Below are 21,214 nucleotides of genomic sequence, written 5' to 3' on the forward strand. Positions count from 1 at the left end.
CTCCAAGTTAATTCTCTAGTTGTATTTATTCATTATATAAAAAAGTACCCTATAGGTAGACTTTTTTATGTGTCTACTCTATAGGGTACATTTTATATTCGGAAGGGGTGTTTTTTTTAAATCAACAGCCTTAATATGCCATAAACCCGGAATAAAAATTATTCCGGGTTTATGGCATATGACAACTTATAAAAAGTTCAGCTTACTCATTGCTCATTAGCCTATATTAATTAGGTGGCTTAAATTCACAACATGATTAAGAAGATGAAGCAGAATCATAGTCAGCACCTCCATTTATAAATTCGAATTATATGGTCATTTGTCATATAATCCCTAACATCATTTTACCGTTAATATATTTTTTAGTATATAATGAATTGGAACTAAAATTCAGAATAGTAGTATTGGCACCCCAAACAGACTCCAACTTTTATTTCCGCAGTATTGACTATTTCTCTATGAATCCACAAATCCCTTCAATATTAATTAAAAAATCCGAATCGTTTATGCGCATATTCTGCTACTTAAAATATTCTCTAAAGCGAAAATCCTAACACAGCGGCGGCGATAGCAATAAGCCTTTAAATAATTATCCGCGACTGAAATTATTTTGACTTTACGTTGACTAAAATTACCGGACTTATCTACATAAATCATTTCAATAATCTCGCCGATACGGTTTTTAAGGTTCATTATTTTCCCCTCTTAACTCATTTTTTAAACATCATACCGAACATTTGTTTGATTTACCAGTATAAATCGAACGTATTTTCGTATATAATAATTTCGAGGTGATAAACGTGAATAAAATACCTCCAGGATCGAATATGCGCTGGGAGGCAAGCCGCATAATGTTGCCAGAGCATATCAACGCTTTAAGAAAACGAAAAATTGAACAAAAGAAAGTTGAAAAGCCAATTTTGGATGAACAAGAATGGGAGATCATTGAACAAAATATTGCTTATGCAATGGGCGAGACTTTGCCTTTGGAAATCCGTTACTTTAGGGATGGGTTTATAATCACTTTGGTAGGTTTTGCACTTTACTTTGATACACCTAATAAAATTCTTAGATTTGAGGATAAAAACGGAGATCGGCGCAATTTGTTTTTTGGAAATATTCTTGGGGCTGAAATCAGCGATGAGAAAATAAGGCCTTATGTGGATAGTCTTGATTGTTGAGCCGCAATTCATTCGACAAAGTTCTACGAAAACGCAAAAAAAGGCCACCTTTTTGGCGTTTTGCTTAGATATAATTTTTATTTTAAGATAGGTATTTTCCACATATTTTATATATTTTTTAACCTGTAATATTAATTTTTTCTTTTAATGTTCACATTTTTCTTTCTTGAAAAATATACATATTGATGGGATCATATAATTAGAATAAGAAGGAGGAGGAGAGGAGGATATGATTAAGTACATTCAGATTATTTATGGTTATTTTTTCACGATGTCCATAATTTATCTTTTTGTGAAATTGCTCTCCTTTTTCCTGCCAGTCGATTTAACTTTTTACGTATTAACGTTTTTGCTATTTCTCGTTATTTTTAGAGTTCGTCCACATTCGGATTCCCAAAATTATCCGTTTGCGTTTGATCTCCAACTATTCTTCCAGCATCGAAACTAGAGATTTGAAGCTGTTGCCGTATCTGCTCAGCTTCAATCTCTTTTTTTATTTGCCACATTTCTTTTTCTTTATATAATTCAAATTCAGCTTTTTTATTTTCTAATTGTTTTGCTTTTTTTTCCTCGTCCATTAACTCTAGTTCTTTTTCCGCTTTTTTATTTTCTATTTTTCGTTTTTTATGAGATTGAAAGTAAGGTATTATTCCCTGCGATTTAATTCCTAATATCTTGACTTCCCCTATTAAAAATCCACCTAAAGCAATTGTTACTGCCAATATAGTTCCATAGTTATTAGAAACAAATTCAATTAAACCAGGACTTTGAACATTTGATTTTACAACAATTTCCTCTGGAACTTGATCAGCATACTTTTTTATTGCTGAGTATAATTTATACCACTCATCAGAATTTAGTCCTTCTCTTTTTGATATTTTTACTGTTCCATGACACGTTCCATTTTGGATATATATAGGGGATAACAATTGATTAACATAATCTTTTTGGTCCTGTAAATCAAAAATAGTTTGATGAGCTGATAATACCCAATAAAGTTTTTCAGAAATCTCGGAACGTGAAACCTCCTTTAGCCAATATACTTTCCTTCTCTTCAAATAAGGATTTATCGCATAATGAACATTCTCACCAGATGGAACTTCGTCATCCTTTATTTCATAAACTGTACTATTTATGATTCCTAATAAAAAGCTAGTTGACCTTTTTGACGGAACTAAAATTAAATCCCCAACCTTCATTTCATCACAAAATTTTTCAGTCCTACTCGCTGCGTGGGCTATTTGTTGATTTGTCTGAATATTTTTCTTTATAAAGTTCTTTATAATGGTCAAGAGTAATACCAGCAATACTATTATTCTGGCATTCACGAATCATTTCAAGTGTTATTTCATTATCAGAAATAGCTACAAAGTCATTAAGAAAAAAATCATCATAATATTTCCCACCATCAGCCCGCAACAACCAATACCCTACGTTTTCAGGTATTTCAAGTATACTAACTACTTCCGGCTCTTTCACCATAAAAATCCTCCTGAAATTAAAAAAATTATACCAATAATAATATAACACTTTTTACATACTTATAATTTTAATTCTATGAATAATCTAAGACAGATAAATAAAAAAACGCATCCAAATTATAATGGACACGAGGAAATTTTTAAAAATCTCAATTATATTGCAACCCTTGATGAAAAATTGAGTCCCTCTCAATAAGAAGGAACCAATTTTTCTATTTACTTTCATTAACCATATTAACAGGTGGAAAGGCTGCTTGAAGTTGTTTAGCGTACAATTCCCCTTTGACTGCTTCCAGATCGCTTGCCTTTTTCTGAATATCAAAAAATGCCGAGTTGAGTTTTTGCTTGCTTTTATCAGCGGAATGTCCTTTCCAATCATTCAGCTGTCCAAAAGTTTGTTTCATTTTAGTTTCTGTTTCTTTTAAAACGCTAATCTCCTCATCTATTCTATAAGCAATTAATCGGCATAGGTTTTCCGCTTCACCAAATGACTTTGTCATCCTTACACCTTCTTACTTATTCCTCATCCGCTTGTTCGAATCGAGAAGCCGCATCTTTTAACATCTGTGACTGTTCCTGTATTTTTTCTGTATGAAAATACTGAACACCTTTAACCGTTTGGATAACGCGTTCTGCAAGCTCCGCCAAATTTAATTCTTTAGCACCTTCCACACTGTATAATCCTTCCGCAGCCATAACAACAGAGCCGGTCGCAGATTCGACAGCACCAATCCTTTGTTCAAGTTCGGTTGCAAGTTCTCGCAATCTATCAGGGGTAACCTCGATTGTTTGACCTCCACTAGAATATCTCGGAGAAGCCATCAGTTGTTCACCTGTTTTTTGATCATAAAGTGGATTAGCGATGTTGCCATCTTTATCAAATTTATAATCTGTATCTAAAGAATGATAACTTGGTCCCGCCACTGCTTGACCATACCACTCAACGTTTGTTAACCCAGCAGTTGCTAGGTCGATTGTTATATTACCTGTCAACAGAGTATTAGGTTTGCCCTTATAAGGGGAATTAATATAATAGGTTGAACCTACATGTTGTTTAAATTCTTTTATGTAACCGCTTCCTATCCAATCTTTCGGATTAACATAGTTCGTTACTTTACCATTGAACTTGCCTTCTTTTACTTCTTTTTGAAGGTCTTTTGGGAGCGTATTGGTTATATCTGGCGCGTTAAAGGTTACACCTTCAAGATCATGATTGGCAGCCGTATATTGGGCTAGCGCACCGCCTAAAGAATGACCAGTCACTGAAATTTTAGCAGAAGGATATTTCTTTTTTACATCCTTTACAAGATTATCTGCTTGTGTAAATTGATCATGTTTAGATTCATAGTTGTCGACAGCAGCCATTGCCTTTTCTCCCCATGTAGGGAAAGAAGGTTCATTCATCATTTCTTGCCGTCTCTTTCTCTCATTAAGAGCCATTTCAACATCTGTCCGAAGATCACCTAGGTCACTTGGACTAGTGCCAGCGAAGGCGATGACGACTTGATCGTCATGTTTAAAAACTTTGGCTTGAAAGCCGCTTTCATTATCATAGCTAAGCCACTTTTTGAAGTCCATTTCTTCCCATTTATGGTTACTCTCAGTTTTAGAAACGCTTATCTTTCTGTCACTGTCATATGATTGCTTGGCTAAAATATGGTAGTCCTTATCTGTTATATTCATCAAAAAACACTCCTAATCCTTATCTTCATAATAGCCATAACTTTCAATAATGAACTTACCATTTTGTCTATTAACTAAAACAACAACTTTATCCTTTTTTTGACTTACTCCATATAAATGAAGTGTATTTGTAGGATCAATCATGTAATCCTTAAAATGAACATTTAAATTCGCCTTTTGTTTCAAATAGTTTTGGGCTGCTTTTTCCGCCTGTGATATTATTTCCTTTTCATCATGCTTATGCTTCAAATAGACCCCTCCTATCAAAATTACGAAAACTAAAACCACAATACCGATAGTTATCCATACTTTCTTTTTAATCTTCAACCAACACCTTTTTATTGTGATTAAGTTAATTTTACCATTTGTTCCAATATGGTTAAAACCATTTTTTTGAATTTAAAAATAAAAGCCAATTGTATCATTGCTCCAAATAAAAAAAATCCCGCATCCAAACGGATACGGGGAAATTTTCCTTTGATATAGCACCTGTTTAGGGGGTGCCTATTTACTTAACACTAATATTTATTTTTTCTGCAACATTTTTGGCCCACCGTTATCATTAGTTATAAGTGTTTTGGAACCAATTTTGTGTTTATACTTAGAATCAGAATATACTGTCATAACGTGTTTTGTTTGCATAGTTGCCCCAGCCATTCTTACATATTGCTTGTCTACTATCCATACAGTTTTTATATTATCATTAATAATTTGCGCAGCTATTCCACTAAACATTCCTGCAACTCTATTTGATATTCCTACTGCTCCAGCTATCGCATTTACTATAGTTTTCGTTCCTTCATCTTCGAATTTTGTACTTCCCTTTACAGTTTTAACATATTCCCAAGAAGATGCATCGGCTTTATTTACTCCAACTTGTAAACTGCCATTTTGATTTGTTACATTGATAGTAGAAACAGAAACAAATCCCAGCACAAACATCCCTAAAATACCCAAAGATAGAATCCTTTTTCTTATTTTCATAATAACACCTCCTTTTGAATATAATAAAATGTTAGAATATAATCAATAGAAAAGCAAATAGGACTTTTTGTTTATTTACAATATAAAGTTTGAATGATAATTTGTTACTAAATTGTTTTTAAAAAGTATTGCAAAATACAAATTTATATACACCTTGACATGAAAGGATTGTTTCACTTGAAATGGAATGATGGTAGACTTATCGTTTGTATATATTTGTTGGCTTTAGGAGTTGTAGAGATGATAACGCCTTCCTATCAACTTTTACATTACTCTCTTTTATCCTTATTATTAGCGATTATTGGTTTTACTGGGAAGAAGACAATAATTGATAAAATATGTATTATTGTAGGGATTGTCGGTTTTTTGATATTACTTGTTTTGTTTTTTATTAAATTGTAAAAATACATATAAATAATATAAACGGCCTTATTTGGCCGTTTATTCTTGTTTCTTTCTCTCTTTGATGTAAAGCACAGTAACTATAATTAACCAGGTGGCAGAGAAAATAAATCTAACCAAAGATTGATATTGAAGAGGGACTATATAACCTAAAAAAAATACAACCACTCCTAATAAGATTGACCCTATTATGTATAATAAAATGTATTTCCATATTAAATTTTTCATAACAATCTAAATCTCCCCCTTTCTCTTTATAAATCAATACCCTTTTTACTGCATTTACAATCCCCCGCATCCACACAGATACGGGGGAGTTAATCATTATTGGGCAGTCTATCATGACATCTTTTTTTAACAGCCTTGCTTTTCAACTTTTTTATTAGAAAAGTTTTTCATCTCATCATATATTCTCAAAATAGATTGGCCATAAGTATCACCAGGAACCGCCCACTTTCCGTTTAAATCTATCCAGGTTGGGGCTGATCCTCGATCTACCCGATCAAAACGCGGATCAACTAATGGATATTTATTTGGCAGCGGATCATTAGTCGCATATGCAAATAAATGTTGGATTTGTGCAAGAACCCCGTCTTTAGGCGTATCAAAGCTTATACCAGGGTTATCTGGTCCCGTTGCGCCTATGCCGGCAAAATTATTTTGTTCCTTCTTCACAATACCTGTAAATTTAAAATAATTGGTTTCAAGCAAGCTTTGAGCAAATGCCATATCTCCTCTAATGCCATAGTATTTGCCAAACTCAGAATAGTAGTCCGCTATACTGAGGGCATCAGGGTTCACTGATTTGACATACTGGTTCATTTGCTCTGGCGTTAAATGAACCGCTCCTTTAATGCTGACATCTTCAGTTATGATATAAGCATCGTTAATCCCCAACGCTTTGATTTGCGAAAGGGTGTTTTCCGCATTTTTCTTATTTGTAAATGCGCCTGCCTGAACGCGATACCATAATTCTCCTGACATTGTCAAAGTAACTATGAAAGATTCTATGCCTTTTGACTTAAGTTCATTGACACGTTCTTCAGCATTTTTTTTACTCTTAAAAGACCCTGCAATAACCTTATAAATAATCTGAGATACTTTGCGTTCAAGATTAAAAGCTTTTTCTAATCCATTAACATGCCCTCTTGCGACTTTTTGCCTCCAATCTGAGTTCTTCATCAACTCAGCATCATGCTTGCTGTCAATAAATCCATTTTCCGACAACATCGCCGGCATGGCAGATTCACGCAAAACGAAATAATCGGCCTTCTTTTCTCCTCTGTCATGCAATTCATTCATCTTTACAACTTCTTTATGAATGATATCGCGATATTTTCCTGTCTGAGATGAGTCAGAAATATTTATATAAATATAATCCTCATACCCGTCGGCTGTTCCATCATCCGAATTGCAATGAATGGATAAAAAATAATCAGCCCCCCAAGCATTTGCTTCACTCGTTCGCTGATTTAAGCTTATAAAAGTATCTGTTGTCCGGCTCATTTTGACATCAATATTTTTATATTCGCTATTTAAAATATCACGTATTTTCAAAGCAATATCTAATACAATATCCTTTTCTTGCAGACCATTTCCTTGTGCCCCAGAATCCTTCCCGCCATGACCCGGATCTAAATAAAGTTTCATAGCCATCCCTTCCTCATCATAGATTTGGCACATATCAAGTACAACCAAGAAAAACGGATGATAAATCAATAGACTTATAAACCATTAACGCAGCCTCCCATTATATGATTGAATATTCAAAAATATAATGAGACTTTTAGCTTCATTCACCTCCATTCTTATATATAAGAAAATATTATCATGGACTGGTATTTATTACTATCGACGTAAGCACTACTTTTTTTTAGGCTGAAAGTATGAAAATCAAGGATTTTCCTGAAACCTCAACTGTTTTACCAGTTTTTTTTAACGGTTTTAGTGTATGCAGACCGTTTTTAAAGCATCAAAAGATCTAATTTTTTCTATCAAAAACTAAAGCCGGCTAAACAAAACATTGTTTAGCCGGCCGCGTTGTCATTTTACCTTCTAACACCTTTTTAATTGATAAAGTTTAATCCATCATCTTCTAAAAGTTTAATTAAAGAGCTTTTACTGTTTAAAAACATGGTTGCCAATCACTTGTGATGTTGGCAGATGATCCAGCCAATGGTTGGTGGCTATAGTCGGATTATAGAAATAAAGTGAGTGAGTTTGCCGGTTTCCACTTGCAAGTGCTTGATTAACGGCTTGGTAATCTGCCGCATTAGGCGTATTATTTATTCTGCCATTTTGAACGGGTGTAAACTGCCCAGGCTGGTAGATGACATCGTGAACGTTGTTTGGAAATTCAGGACTATCGACTCTGTTAAGAACAACATCGACTACAGCTATTTTTCCTGACATTGGTTCGCCGCCGGCTTCAGCATGAACAAGTTTTGCCAAAAGCTCTCTATCATAAGACGAAACCGCGGTATGAGATACATTAGAAGTATTGGCAGCCGGACTTGAAACATTTGAAGCACCGGAAACATTGATATTGCTTCCAGCAAAAATGCTATTTGCATTTGAAATTTGCGGATTAAGGTTTAATAAATTTTGTACAGTGGTATGGTTTTTTATTGCGATTGTTGATAAAGTATCGCCTGGCTGAACAGTGTAAGCAAAACTTTGAGCGGCCGGTACAATGATGGCAGCTGCAGCAATGAGTGTTGATAGTAATTTTTTCATTTTTTATCACCTGTTTTCCCTTGTTATTTTACTTTTTGAAATAGTAAATTTAAATGGAATTATCTGACTCGTACAGATACAATAGATAAATCAAGCCCAATGCAATTTTTGATTATTAATGATATAATATGTATAATTTTATTAAACCTTTGCCGCTTGTATCGGCTAAATTTTACATAATAGCAATCAATTCTTCTCTAAGATATACTAAATGATATAGGTTGACAACAGGAACAGGCGTTATTTAACTTTACGTTATCGTCTTGTAACGTTTTTGAAATATTAGAAAAACTTCTATTAACTTAATGATGGTTCGATAGCGCTTTCTTTACGTTTGATATTTCATTTGGACGTAACCGAGATCTTCCGCTTATATCTCCTCCGTCAAACTTCTTTAATTTTCCTCTTCTTAACATAGGCAATTTGTTAGTCCTTCACCTGATTGACATGTTCACGTGATGGTGCTTTTCATGGGCAGAAAAAATAGACCGATCCTTCAGAGGGCTGAGAATCGGCCTTTATGAAACTGAACTTCAGTCCTTTATGAATAATAGATATTACAGAAAAGCACTTTTAGTGATCATCCTTTATCAGTTGCAAGAGATAATCTTTTAGATCGACATGCCGCAAATGTTCGGGCGCCTTATCTGTCCCAACGACAATCATCGGCGCTGCGGAATCTTTTCTGTGCAATGAACCGTGTGCAGCGCCTCCGGCATGGCTCGGTGAATCCTCTCCTGCCAACTCATATCCAGGCTTGGCATCGACAACAAGGAATCGCCCTTTATGTGAGTGAAGCGCCGCATGAAGACGGGCAAGTGCATCGGGATAATCCCCGTAACTGATATTGTTATTGTCGATTAAAAGGTCTAGAACTGTAAAATCTCCATCTAATGACCATGATTGATTATATTGATCAATATAGCGGCCGTTCCGGCGGAATTTCAGCGATTGATTTGTCCCTCCTTTAACAACATGAACAGTGCCGCCCTCTTTCCAAGAAATTAAATCTATCCTTTCATCCTTTTTCAGCTTAGAGGCAATCTCAATAAGCGTGATCGTTTCATCCAGCGAGTAAATATAAGCCATCCGCTCATTAACAACAATAACAATTTCATCGTTTATGTTTGGCGGTTTGACAGATTTAGAAATCTGATAATCCCTTAATAGAGCATTTAATTGAATCCTTGAATGATTTTTGTTTCTGCTAACTGCTGATTGTCCACTGTCTCCCATCACCACCCAAACGGCGTGTTTTAAGGCGTCGTTCCAAGTATCATATGCATTTAATATTTTTTGAAGCTGTTTATCTGCTTTCCTAATCCCTTTTAAATCCATTGGGCCGTTTTTATGGACTGTTTTATCATGATCAGGAAAATAAGCGATCGTTAAAGAAGGCTGTTTGTCTTGTTGAATAAGATATTTCAATTCCTTTGCTGTAAATTTGTCATTCAAACCGAATTTTTGAAAAAAATGATCAAGCTGATGAGTTAAATCTATTTTGGCTAATCTTCCAAACGAAAAAAGATCCGGTCCTTTCGCTTTTAATTTGTCGGGCAGCAGTTTAAACAATGCGGCTATTTTCGGAACGTTTAGAGCATGTTGGATATTCGCACGATAAATCAGCCCATTAATAGAGGCCGTCTGTTTCCCTTGTTCACTCAACGTTTCATGAAGGGTTTTTACGGATTGATTTAAATGCCTATCGTTTAAATAACAAATACTGTCATGAAGAACATTTTTCAGGCCAAGAACCAAGATTTCTTTTATACCGCTTCCATAGCCTACAACTCGATTTTCGCCGCCATCGTACCAAAGAAGACCGGGAATATGATGGCGATCTGGATAAGTACCGGTCAGCAATGTACTGTCCACTGTTACAGACATCGTTGGATAAGCGCTGACCATATCAGGATAATATTTGCCGTTTTCCAGAAAAAACTTAAGAGCCGGAGCTTGTCCTTCTTTAACTATTTTTTGCAAGGGTTTGTCCATCAAAGAATCAATAATTAAAACAATGACGGGTTTTTGAGACGGTTGAATCGTCCTAGTTTGAAATTTAGATGCCCTTTGTTTATGTCTGGTTAAGTAAGTGTAGAGTATAAAAAATATAATTAGAGCTGCGATCACGATGGTAAGCATTATTTTATACAAAATGACGACATCCTTTTTGTGATATTTTCCTTTTAGCTATTATGGCTAAAAAGGAATAAATTAATGATTTTCGGATAGACATTTCCAGATTGAAGCGAGATAACTATGCCAAAAAAAGATGGCAAGTGTCGTCGTTCTTTAATTTGCATAGTGTAAAATAGGCAGGATATTAACTGGATATAGGAGGACATCGGATCTTATGTACACTTCTTCAGAGTTGCAATGGCTTCAGCGTTTGATTTATTGGAGTCAAAATCATGAAAGGTATATTTCTGCGCTCAAGCAACAGTCCGGCAACGATTCAGATAAAGCAAAAGGGCTTCAAGAGTGGCTAGATCAATTTATTCAAGTAAGAGAAACAGCCGAAAGTATGCTGGACGGTTCATATCAACAAAACTTATCCGCAAATCTTATAGACATTCATCAGATTCAGCAGGTATCCCAAGATTTAAATGACCGCTTTCAAAGTTTTTTAACATCACAATCCGAAAGAAGTGAACAAGGAGAAAGGCGGCCGATTCCCGTCGGAGGACATACCCTTCCCCCGCTGCCATATGATTATAGCGCCTTGGAACCCTATATAAGCGAAAAAATAATGCGGCTGCATCATGATGGACATCACAAAAGCTATGTCGATGGTTTAAACAAAGCCGAAATAGAGATGCAAAAAGCGCGAAAAACGGGTGACTTTTCTCTCATTAAGCATTGGGAGAGGGAAGCCGTTTTTAATGGGGCGGGGCATTATCTTCATACAATATTTTGGAATAATATGAAACCTCGAGGCGGCGGTAAACCCAATGGACCGATTGCTAAGGAAATCAATCAGACTTTTGGCGGTTTCGAGACATTCAAAGAACACTTTTCGAATGCGGCAGAAAAGGTAGAAGCTGTTGGTTGGGCTTTACTTGTATGGGCGCCGCGTGCAGGCCGTACAGAAATTCTTCAGGCAGAAAAACACCAAAATCTGTCTCAGCAAGATGTGATCCCTTTATTGGTGCTTGATGTTTGGGAACACGCATACTATTTGCAATATTATAATAAACGGCGGGATTATATTAATGCTTGGTGGCACGTGGTTAACTGGGATAATGTGAACGAACGATTAATAGAGGCCAAAAAAGTGAAATCGGAACTATTCTGAGAGAGTCATTCATTCAAACTAACAAACTAAAAAAGGAATCGCAGGGGAGAAATACAAGCTTCACCCCATGCATACATGTCTTAAATATCTGTCTATGACCGGCCATATTCTCCTCTTAACCGCTTGACTAATCATTAAAACTGTCCAGAAGCGGGGGCTGATGGGTTTGCTGTTTGTCCTTGATCAGCAACATCCGGATCAAAATAATTATTATAGCTTAGCGAATTAGCCGGAGAGAAGTCTCCGAATGCAAGGCAAGGACCAACGGCCTTTGAGTTGGCCGTATGGCTGTTTTGAATGGTCGGACCGATATCAACATTAGCATTTTTTGAAACGCCATTGATCTTCATATTAAAAATATTTATGCCATAGGGCATGGATATCACCTTTTTCGGTCTAATGATCTTCCTCCAATTAGTTTATAAATTTTTACAGCCTCTTGTATGGTTGAATCTCTTGAATCAAATACCTTATTTTCTTAATCTAAAAAAACTCGCCCAGGTGGGTGGCGAGTTTTAATATTGCTGCTTCTCTAATTCTTGCGATCTGATCGTTGCTTCCTTAACGGCTTCAAGGAGCGCTTTCGGCAATTGGTGATTTTCTAAAGCTCTAAGCCCTGCCGCAGTAGTACCGCCGGGGCTGGTAACTTTCCTTCTTAATTCTCCCGGATCAACATCTGAATTCTTCAGCATTTCGGCTGCACCAATGATGACTTGGCGAACAAGCGCTTTGGCCGCTTCCTCTTTCAAGCCTAGTGACACAGCTGCCTGTTCAAGGGATTCAACGATCCTGTAGATGTAAGCAGGGCCGCTGCCGGCGAGCCCCGTTACAAGGTGCAAATCATCCTCATCAACAACAGTCGTCGTACCAATAGCTGAAAAAATCTCTTCGGCAATACGAACATGAGAATCGTCAGCATTTACCCCTCGTGCAATGCCTGTCGCAGATTGGCCTACTGTTGCTGACGTGTTCGGCATCGCCCTTATAATTGGATTTTTCGTCCCCAGACATTCTGAAATTTGTTTAGAAGATGCTCCTGCCAGCACAGAAATAATCAGCTGATCGCTTTTCAGGTGCGATTTCAGATGGTCCAAAGCAGCAAAGAGGTCTTTTGGTTTCATTGCCAATATAACAACTTCCGATTGGTCAATTAACTCTTGGAGCTGACGGTCGTAATTGACGCCGATGCCATAATTGTTATTCATATATATTAAACGCTCGTTATTGCTTTTATTTGTTACAAATATGCGTTCCTTAGGGCATCCTGTATTTAACAGGCCAGTAATGATCGCCTCGGCCATATTGCCCGCTCCGATAAATGTCATTGTATGCTTCATTATATTAAGTTCCTCCCAAACTTAAAGTTTCCGAACGATGTATTTGTAATATTATCCCTGCTTTACAGCCTCTTGTCAATCCTTATGAAATGTTCACTTATAAGATAATGTACGGAAGCCTCGTCACTTTTAATTTCAAAAATCATACTTTATAAGTAAGTCTATTAAAATGAGGTGTACGTAATGGCATTATTTGATCATTGCAATAGCCGGGTTCCCCATTACGTGGCCTTGGGTGATTCTCTTACCGTCGGTGTTGGAGCCGGAATATTCAACCCCGGATTTGTTAACATTTACCGAACTATGGCAGAAAGTGCTCTATCAAAGCCTGTATTGTTTAAAATTTACGCAAAAACCGGCGCCACCTCAAAGCAGATCTTGAACAGTTTGTCCTTTCCGGAAATAGCCTCGCATATACGCCATTCTGAAATTATTACGCTTACAGCTGGAGGAAATGATCTGATTCAAGCAGGGAAAGACTTTTTAGCAAATAGAAATGAGAACAGGCTTGAGGAATCGCTGCGGCATGCGTCAGCTAATATCTCAGAAATCATCCATACTATCAATCAGATTCATATTGCGAATGACCCCTTTATATTAAGAATTTTCAATGTGTATAATCCATTCCCAAATATAAAATTTATAGACCATTGGCTTCAAGCATTCAACGCACATCTCCAAAATTTTTCTAAATACCCTCATGTCAAAATTGCCGATATATATACAGCCTTTTCAGGAAGGCAAAAATTTTTGCTTTCATTAGACCATATTCATCCTAATATACTTGGATATCAAGTGATGGCTGAAACGGCAAACCAGTTAGGATATGATGGCTTGCTAGACAAAAAATAACGAACTCTCCTTAGCGCTTCTTAGGCTAAAGGAGAGTTAAATGAACCGAACAAGAATGATATTTTTTTCTAAATCTATCTATTTTATGGCCGTAGTCTGAGGGAGATGATTTCTTCTATGATCCAGCATTTTAAACATCCCGCCGTATAGGGCAGCACTTATAAATGATAATGCGCCCAGAATAATAAATGTCCAGCGAAAGCCAAACCACACGGTCATTGGTATGGCCAGCGGTGCAATAGATCGGCCGATTGAATATCTGAGACTGGCCGCTGCGAAGTATTGTCCTCTCATATGTTTGGGTGCAAGCTTTGAAACAAAACTTTCTTGTATGCCTGTCACCATTAATTCAGCGGCAGTAAAAACAGCTACCGCAAAGAATAAAGTCCAGACATTGGCAGATTGGCCAAAGATAATAATGGCTATCCCGTAAAGCAAAGCTGAACTGATAAACACGTTCCGTTCACGATATTTTGTCATCCATTTTGTCATAATGACGGTTAATAAAACAACAAGCAGACCGTTTTCAGATACAAACCAGCTAAACGCATGCTTGCCGTCAACTACAAGAGACCAATCGCCAATGGATATCAACGTCTGTTTAGGGACTTGCTCTGTTGAATATACGGCCATTAATAAATCAAGCTGCATGAACGTTTGGGCAACGAGAACACCTGCAATAATAAACATTAAAAAGACCTTATCCGTAATAATGACACGGTAATCGGCTAGCTGCTGGGAAACATAATCCGTCCACCGCAGCGATGATTGTTTTTCATTATCTGATATTTTCTCAGGTTTTGTCTCATCAATAAACTTCTGTAAAATGATCGTTAAAATAATGCTGACCGCTAAGCAAGCCAAAAGCAGCTCAAATCGGTAATTAAAAAAGAAAATGCCGCCCAAAATAGGACCGATAACGACCGATACATTAATAGAAGTATAGAAGACTGCGAATACCGATGCCCGGTGCTGTTCGGGAACAACATCAGCAACCATCGCGTGGCTTGCCGGCATATACAGCGCTCCAAACAAGCCTAAAGCAGAAAAACTCATAAAAGTAAGAATCGGCGATGCGAGCCAAGGCGAATTGCCCAGCGCAAAGAAAATAAAACAAAGCACATTTCCGACGGCAGAAATCACCATCATTCTTTTTCTTCCAAAGTGATCCGCACAATAGCCGCCGATCAATCCAATGACGACGCCGATAACTTGAGAAACAACAAGCAGCAGTCCTGCCTTTTCTTTGCCAAATGCATTTGAGAAATAAATCGACATGAACGGGAAATACATCCAAAAAAGCATGTTGCTGACGCCTTCACCTAAAAGCCGAACCTTAAGATTAGTGTCCCAATCTTTCCATTTCACGACTCATCCCTCCCCTGTATAAGCCATAAAGATCATCGCTAAGGAGGTGAAAAAACAAACAAAAAAGGCCTAGATAAACGCACTTATACCACGCCCATCATAGACCGCAATGTAAAGCCTTAAGAGGATCATGGCCACCTGCCGCATGATGAAGAAAACCAGCATTTAAAACCCACTGACCGAGAATGTATAAAAGCTTACAGGAACAAGCGGCAAATAACTCCGCCTTGTTTGTTCCTTCCTTTAAACATTCTTCCAATGTGAATAGAGCTTATTCTGCAAGCACCGCATCATGGACTGAGTTAACCATTTTTCCAGCTCCCTAATAGTTTGAATATTATTAAGTTATCACCTTTTTTGCAAAATTTCAAGAGGCTGACCCCCAAAAATCATCCTCCTATCTCTCTTTATGTTTGGGAGTTAAGGGCCGGCAATATCATTTGTTGATAAATCATTTTGGCTTCCCGCTCATCTTTTGTTCCGTGAATAAGCGCCCGGCCATCACGAAAAACGACGGCACGTTTGTCTCTAAGATGAACATTAATAAGAAAGTTATTCGCATCCACCTGATAATCTGATTGTTGAAACCAAGATGTCAGCTGGACAAAGTCAACGTCAAGTCCGCCTCCAGGTCTAATTTGAACAGTATCCCTTCCGCATAGCACGGTTGACTCAGTGTTTCTGTTAACATTTAAATAAGGATAAGTTGGATTTGACCCGCAAGACGGACAGTCTTCTCTTTTTAATTGATTAACTTTAATGCTGGACCATTCGTTATCCCATAAATCTGTAAACACAAGTGTGGAACGCAATGATCGATCATCTTCGACTAAAATTTTAAGCGCCTCAACCGACTGTTGAGAACATACCCACTGGACAATCGGCGCAATGACCCCTACTGTATCACATGTATCTCCGGCAAAAGGCACTTTGCCCATTAAACATTCAAAACAAGGCGTTTTTCCTGGAATAATGGTATAAGAAATCCCCGTGCTTCCTACACATCCGCCATAAACCCAAGGAACCTTAAACTTTTGCGAAATATCATTGATATACATGCGGGTTTCAAAGTTATCTGTTGCATCAATTATAACGTTAACATCCTGTATGATGTTTTGTATGTCGATGCCGAAAAAGTCAGCGATAATCGGAATTAACTCAACTTCAGCGTTTATTTGTTTTAAATGTTCGCAAGCCGCAACCGCCTTAGGCATTCTCCTTCGCGCATCTTCTTCTGTATAAAGCTGCTGACGCTGTAAATTCGACCATTCTACATAGTCTCTATCTACGATCGTAACCTTTCCCACGCCGCTGCGGACAAGTATCTCGCAAGCGCCGCTGCCGAGAGCTCCAGCCCCGATGACGAGCGCGTGTTTTCTCCTGATTTTCTCCTGTCCCGAAGCACCTATCGGCTTAAAAAGCATTTGTCTGGAATACCGATCAGTCAACGACACTCATTCCTTCAACCGGACTGCTTGGCACAGCGGACAGCTTCTTCTCTATCCGTCCGGCCTCATATCCTAATCGTCCCGCCTCAACAGCCAGTTTCATCGCTTTAGCCATTTTGACAGGATCCTTCGCTCCGGACACTGCACTATTAAGCAGCACGCCATCTGCACCGAGCGACATCGCCGCCGCGGCATCAGCAGGTGAACCAATACCGGCATCAACAATGACCGGGATATCTGCTTTGTCAATAATATATTGAAGATGAATAGGGTTTAACAGTCCGAGGCCCGATCCTATTGGTGAAGCTCCGGGCATGACCGCATGAACACCTAAATCTTCCAGTCTTTTGGCAAGGACGACATCATCCGATATATAAGGCAGCACGACAAACCCTTCAGATAAAAGAGTTTCACAAGCCCGGTAAGTTTCCAGCGGGTCTGGGAGCAGCGTTTCTTGATCGCCAATCACTTCCACTTTAATCATGTCGCACAATCCCGATGCTTTTGCCAGCCGGGCAATCCTAACCGCTTCTTCGGCATTTGCCGCGCCCGCAGTATTCGGAAGCAGCGTATATTGATCTGTATCAATCAACTCTAAAAAATTGGGCTGATCAGCGTCAAAAATATTCATCCGCCGAACGGCAAAAGTTAAAATTTCCGTTCCAGATTCAATCACCGCCTGCTTTTGTACATTGAAATCAGAAAATTTGCCTGTTCCTAATAACAGCCGAGAATGAAACGTTTTATTTGCAATGGTTAACATATTAACCGCCTCCTACGAAATGGACAATTTCTATTTGATCGCCTTCATTTATTGTTCTTGTTTTATATGTCTTTCGGTCAATAATTTCTTTATTTTTTTCAACAATGGCCAGTTTATTTTCCAAATGGAAATGACTTAACAACTGTTCAATCGTTAAAATATCGTCTGGAAGATCAATGCTTTTGCCATTAACCCGAACTTTCAACGGGATGCCACCTCCTTATGCTGCTTCAATGACCGGCTTACATTAAATGGTTCAAGTTCAGGGGCATCATTTCCCGATATGACCATATCAGCAACAAGTCTGCCTGTGATTGGGCTTAATAAAATGCCGTTCCGGTAATGGCCGGTCGCGTACATTAAACCGTCAATTAAAGTATCCCGGCCAATATAAGGCATTCCGTCGTTAGTTTGAGGCCTTAATCCGCTCCAGGCGCGATTAAATTCAGCCTTGCTGAGAATCGGCAAAATATCTATGGCTTGTTTAAGCAAGGACTGTACCCCGCCTGCCGTCACTGATTGGTCATATTCATAAGGTTTCATTGTAGCGCCGATAAATATTTCCCCGCCCCTTTTTGGTGCAATGTAGCATTTCTCCGTAAACAATGTTGATGTCAAGGCGGAAGAATCTGTTGTTACAGAAACCACTTCCCCTTTAACCGGATATATATTGACTTGCGGTTGATGAGAGAACCACATATGGCTCCAAGCGCCGGCGGCAACAATCACCCATTGACTGCGATAAGTCCCCGCTGTTGTTTTAACGCCTTGAATGCGGCTATCCTTGACTTCCAAGTCAACAACGTCTGTATATTCCCGCAGTTTTGCACCGTAATGCATAGCTCCGCGGGCAAAGGCTTGGGTTAAATCAACAGGATGGACTTGTCCTTCATTCGGAAAGTAAAGACCGCCGACGGCAAGGTCAGATAGAGCCGGCACTTTTTCCCGGATCATATGCTGGCCGCCTAAATCAACCGCTTCACCTTGGCTTTTCTGCCACTCAGCGATATCCGAAAGTTGTTTGAATTCACAAGGGTTAAAAGCAAGTTTTAAAGCGCCGCTTTTCATGTAGCCAATATCAATGCCTGTTAATTCCTTTAGTTCTTCCGACAAATGAGGGAACAAGCCGCGGCTCTTTCTTGCTAACTGAAATAACGGCCCATCCTCTTCAATTTCCGATTGAACGCCTAACATTCCTGCTGCGGCGCTCGACGCTTTTTCACCGATGCGATCCTTTTCAAAAAGTAAAACGCTATGTTTCTCTTTGGCCAAGTAATAGGCAATTGAACAGCCGATAACGCCGCCGCCAATAATGATCACGTCATGAACTTTCCCCATGCTTCTCCTCCTCCTTAAGCTGCCTTACATACTCCTGACACATCCAAACGGGATCTTCGGCATTCATAATTCCTGACATGACGGCCACACCTAAAGCACCTGTTTGCCTTACACCATAGACCGATTCCGGATGTATGCCGCCAATAGCAATGACCGGAATCGACACGGATTGCACGACATGCGACAGCTGTTCCAATCCCTTTCCTTCTAAGCCCGGTTTGCATGAAGTCGAAAAAACATTGCCGTAGAAAAGATAATCTGCATGTTGCTTTTCTTTTTTGACAGCTGTTTCTTTTGAATGAACGGAACACCCAACCACTAATTCAGGATACAGCCGTTTCACTTCTTCTGGGTTCGGCCCCTTCTCTGGAAGGTGAACGCCTTTTAACCCTAATTCGCCTGCGGCTTCGGCATATGTATTAGCAATGATTTTATTTTTAGGAATACCGTGTTTCAGAAGAATTCGAACAAATTGAATATATGCTTGTTGAGAGAGAGTTTTTTCTCTCACATGCACAGCTGTTACAAAAGGGATTATGCCTTTTATTTTTAAAGCTGCTTGGTGCGCTGAATCCTTGCCTGTTGTAATGACATGAAGTTCTCCCACGCTTCCACCCTCTTAATAAATAAGAAAACTCGGCTGGTGCTAATAATTAACTGCCCGGTGCTCAAGAAGTCTTTTTTGCTCTGTTTGCCAGAGTCGCTTTATTGCCGGGACAGAATTTCTGATAGTATAAAAAAACCGCTTTCTAAGAAAGCGGTTGACTACTTCAACTAGACATACAGCTGCTGTATTTAGCCTCCACTTTCCTACGCTGGTACAAACCAGATCAGGTTCTAGGGTTCGGAAATATCCGTCTCAGCCTCATCAGGCACCCCTAGCAGAGTTACTTCGTTATTTTGCTAAGTTAAGAGTAACATAAAATATTTTTGTTGGGAATGCCTTTTGGAAAAAGTTTTTCCATATAAAATAAGCTGCCTGAAAAGACAGCTTATAAAATAAAAACATGTGTCAGCGGGCATGCGCCTCTTCAGCATACGCCGCAGCTTTCGATTCCGAATGCTTTTCAGCTTTCTTAAATTTCACGTTAAAGATCAGATTCAATAAAATCGCTGTAACGCTCCCGGCAACTATGCCATTATTCGTTAAGAGCTGAATGCCGCTTGGAAGCTGCTTAAACAAATCAGGCTGTACGGACACTCCTAAGCCTAAACCAACCGAACAGGCAATGATCAATAAATTTTCATGCCGATTGAAGTCTACACGGCTTAACATCCGGATGCCGCTTGCAACGACCATGCCGAACATGGCAACCATGGCTCCGCCTAAAACCGAACTCGGAATCAACGTCGTAAAGGCGCTGATTTTCGGAATGAAACCTAATATGATCATCATTAAGCCGCAAACAACAATAACTTTTCTTGATTTCACTTTAGATAATTGGATTAATCCGACATTTTGCGAAAAAGTCGTATACGGCAAAGCATTAAATAATGAGCCGATAATGGTTGCCAAGCCTTCTGAGCGGTAGCCGCGTTCAAGAGCCTTATCATCTAAAGGCTGTTCACAAATCTCACTTAATGCAAAGAAGACGCCTGTTGATTCTATCAGACTGACAATCGCCACAATAGTCATTGTTAATATTGCACTTAAGTGGAATGACGGTGCGCTGAAATGCAGCGGTTCAAGCATATGGAACCAGCTGGCTTCCTTAACTGGGGATAAATCAACCATGCCCATGAAGTATGCAGCAATCGTACCGCCGACTAATCCGATTAATATAGATATAGAACGTATAAATCCCTTAAACAACCTGTTCATGATAACGATGAAAAGTAAAACGCCAAATGAAAGCGCAAGATTTTTTAGGCTTCCAAAATCATGAGAACCTTGCCCGCCGGCCATATTTGCAATCGCTGTTGGAATAAGCGTTATCCCTATCACTGTTACAACTGTTCCAATCACGATCGGCGGAAATAGTTTAATAACTTTGCCAAAGAACTTGGCAAGAATGAATACAATCATGCCTGATACTAAAATCGCGCCGTAAATGCCTGAAAGACCGAACTGTTTGCCAATCGCAATCATTGGCGCAACAGCGGTAAATGTACATCCAAGGACAACCGGCAAACCAACGCCAAACCATTTATTTTTCCATACTTGCAGCAATGTTGCCAGCCCGCTCGCCGCTAAATCAACTGAAACTAGATAGGTTAGATCTTTTGCATCCATGCCCATCGCCCCGCCAATAATCAGAGGGACAATAACAGCTCCTGCATACATAGCTAAAACATGCTGGATGCTCAGAGATAATAGTTTTCCAGGTTGAAGTTTCATGGCTTAAG

General features: G+C 38.7%; 21 protein-coding genes and 1 riboswitch. Of the genes, 3 read left to right on the plus strand and 18 right to left on the minus strand.

Annotated features, from left to right (window positions below):
* The first annotated feature begins 851 nt into the window (after positions 1–851).
* Complete coding sequence (locus tag JOD45_RS06210; RefSeq protein WP_205003012.1) at positions 852–1,181, plus strand: YolD-like family protein; 330 nt, start codon at positions 852–854, stop codon at positions 1,179–1,181.
* 368 nt (positions 1,182–1,549) lie between these two features.
* Here JOD45_RS06210 and JOD45_RS06215 read toward each other — a convergent pair whose 3' ends face one another.
* The 9 genes from JOD45_RS06215 to JOD45_RS06255 form a co-directional block, all read right to left on the minus strand.
* The gene (locus JOD45_RS06215; RefSeq protein ID WP_205003013.1) at positions 1,550–2,473 is read right to left on the minus strand and encodes a hypothetical protein; all 924 of its coding nucleotides are present in this window, start codon (positions 2,471–2,473) and stop codon (positions 1,550–1,552) included.
* Positions 2,403–2,663: a hypothetical protein gene (locus JOD45_RS06220; RefSeq protein WP_205003014.1), complete on the minus strand. Its 261-nt coding sequence runs from the start codon at positions 2,661–2,663 to the stop codon at positions 2,403–2,405. The genes JOD45_RS06215 and JOD45_RS06220 overlap by 71 nt, the downstream gene beginning before the upstream one ends.
* Positions 2,664–2,874: 211 nt before the next feature.
* Positions 2,875–3,162, minus strand: coding sequence for a hypothetical protein (locus tag JOD45_RS06225; protein WP_205003015.1), 288 nt, complete (start codon positions 3,160–3,162; stop codon positions 2,875–2,877).
* Positions 3,163–3,178: 16 nt separating this feature from the next.
* Positions 3,179–4,345: a Tle-like phospholipase domain-containing protein gene (locus tag JOD45_RS06230; protein WP_205003016.1), complete on the minus strand. Its 1,167-nt coding sequence runs from the start codon at positions 4,343–4,345 to the stop codon at positions 3,179–3,181.
* A 12-nt stretch (positions 4,346–4,357) separates the two neighbouring features.
* Entirely contained in the window at positions 4,358–4,594 is a 237-nt protein-coding gene (locus JOD45_RS06235) for a hypothetical protein (protein ID WP_205003017.1), read from the minus strand.
* 276 nt (positions 4,595–4,870) lie between these two features.
* On the minus strand, positions 4,871–5,329 hold the full coding sequence (locus JOD45_RS06240; protein WP_205003018.1) for a hypothetical protein: 459 nt from the start codon (positions 5,327–5,329) through the stop codon (positions 4,871–4,873).
* Positions 5,330–6,085: 756 nt separating this feature from the next.
* Complete coding sequence (locus tag JOD45_RS06245; protein ID WP_239549116.1) at positions 6,086–7,429, minus strand: N-acetylmuramoyl-L-alanine amidase; 1,344 nt, start codon at positions 7,427–7,429, stop codon at positions 6,086–6,088.
* A gap of 420 nt (positions 7,430–7,849) precedes the next feature.
* Entirely contained in the window at positions 7,850–8,467 is a 618-nt protein-coding gene (locus JOD45_RS06250; protein WP_205003019.1) for a cell wall hydrolase, read from the minus strand.
* Between the two features lie 573 nt (positions 8,468–9,040).
* Positions 9,041–10,609 (minus strand): alkaline phosphatase family protein, encoded by a 1,569-nt coding sequence (locus JOD45_RS06255; RefSeq protein WP_205003129.1) that lies wholly within the window; start codon positions 10,607–10,609, stop codon positions 9,041–9,043.
* A gap of 211 nt (positions 10,610–10,820) precedes the next feature.
* Between JOD45_RS06255 and JOD45_RS06260 the strand changes: the two genes are divergently transcribed.
* On the plus strand, positions 10,821–11,762 hold the full coding sequence (locus JOD45_RS06260; protein WP_205003020.1) for a superoxide dismutase: 942 nt from the start codon (positions 10,821–10,823) through the stop codon (positions 11,760–11,762).
* A gap of 134 nt (positions 11,763–11,896) precedes the next feature.
* Here the strand turns inward: JOD45_RS06260 and JOD45_RS06265 are convergent, their stop codons facing one another.
* Both JOD45_RS06265 and proC read right to left on the minus strand, forming a co-directional pair.
* Positions 11,897–12,139, minus strand: a complete 243-nt coding sequence (locus tag JOD45_RS06265) for a spore germination protein (RefSeq protein ID WP_205003021.1) — start codon at positions 12,137–12,139, stop codon at positions 11,897–11,899.
* 138 nt (positions 12,140–12,277) lie between these two features.
* Positions 12,278–13,099: a pyrroline-5-carboxylate reductase gene (gene proC, locus JOD45_RS06270; protein ID WP_205003022.1), complete on the minus strand. Its 822-nt coding sequence runs from the start codon at positions 13,097–13,099 to the stop codon at positions 12,278–12,280.
* Positions 13,100–13,282: 183 nt separating this feature from the next.
* Here proC and JOD45_RS06275 point away from each other — a divergent pair, with 183 nt between their 5' ends.
* Entirely contained in the window at positions 13,283–13,951 is a 669-nt protein-coding gene (locus JOD45_RS06275; RefSeq protein ID WP_205003023.1) for a GDSL-type esterase/lipase family protein, read from the plus strand.
* 78 nt (positions 13,952–14,029) lie between these two features.
* Here the strand turns inward: JOD45_RS06275 and JOD45_RS06280 are convergent, their stop codons facing one another.
* The 7 genes from JOD45_RS06280 to JOD45_RS06310 form a co-directional block, all read right to left on the minus strand.
* Complete coding sequence (locus tag JOD45_RS06280; protein ID WP_205003024.1) at positions 14,030–15,319, minus strand: MFS transporter; 1,290 nt, start codon at positions 15,317–15,319, stop codon at positions 14,030–14,032.
* Between the two features lie 407 nt (positions 15,320–15,726).
* Positions 15,727–16,767 carry a ThiF family adenylyltransferase gene (locus JOD45_RS06285; RefSeq protein WP_205003025.1) on the minus strand — a complete coding sequence of 347 codons (1,041 nt, stop codon included), beginning with the start codon at positions 16,765–16,767 and terminating at the stop codon, positions 15,727–15,729.
* Positions 16,760–17,530 (minus strand): thiazole synthase, encoded by a 771-nt coding sequence (locus JOD45_RS06290; protein ID WP_205003026.1) that lies wholly within the window; start codon positions 17,528–17,530, stop codon positions 16,760–16,762. Before JOD45_RS06290 ends, JOD45_RS06285 begins: the two co-directional genes overlap by 8 nt.
* 1 nt (position 17,531) lies before the next feature.
* Positions 17,532–17,735, minus strand: coding sequence for a sulfur carrier protein ThiS (thiS, locus tag JOD45_RS06295; protein ID WP_205003027.1), 204 nt, complete (start codon positions 17,733–17,735; stop codon positions 17,532–17,534).
* Complete coding sequence (gene thiO / locus JOD45_RS06300; RefSeq protein ID WP_205003028.1) at positions 17,732–18,868, minus strand: glycine oxidase ThiO; 1,137 nt, start codon at positions 18,866–18,868, stop codon at positions 17,732–17,734. The genes thiS and thiO overlap by 4 nt, the downstream gene beginning before the upstream one ends.
* A complete protein-coding gene (locus JOD45_RS06305; protein ID WP_205003029.1) occupies positions 18,852–19,475 on the minus strand; it encodes a thiamine phosphate synthase in 624 nt (207 codons plus the stop codon). Before JOD45_RS06305 ends, thiO begins: the two co-directional genes overlap by 17 nt.
* Before the next feature lie 183 nt (positions 19,476–19,658).
* Positions 19,659–19,758: riboswitch (TPP riboswitch) on the minus strand.
* A gap of 122 nt (positions 19,759–19,880) precedes the next feature.
* Positions 19,881–21,206 carry a nucleobase:cation symporter-2 family protein gene (locus JOD45_RS06310; protein ID WP_205003030.1) on the minus strand — a complete coding sequence of 442 codons (1,326 nt, stop codon included), beginning with the start codon at positions 21,204–21,206 and terminating at the stop codon, positions 19,881–19,883.
* Between the last annotated feature and the right edge of the window lie 8 nt (positions 21,207–21,214).

It is taken from the genome of Scopulibacillus daqui, from assembly GCF_016908855.1.
Taxonomy (GTDB): Bacteria; Bacillota; Bacilli; order Bacillales; family Sporolactobacillaceae; genus Scopulibacillus_A; species Scopulibacillus_A daqui.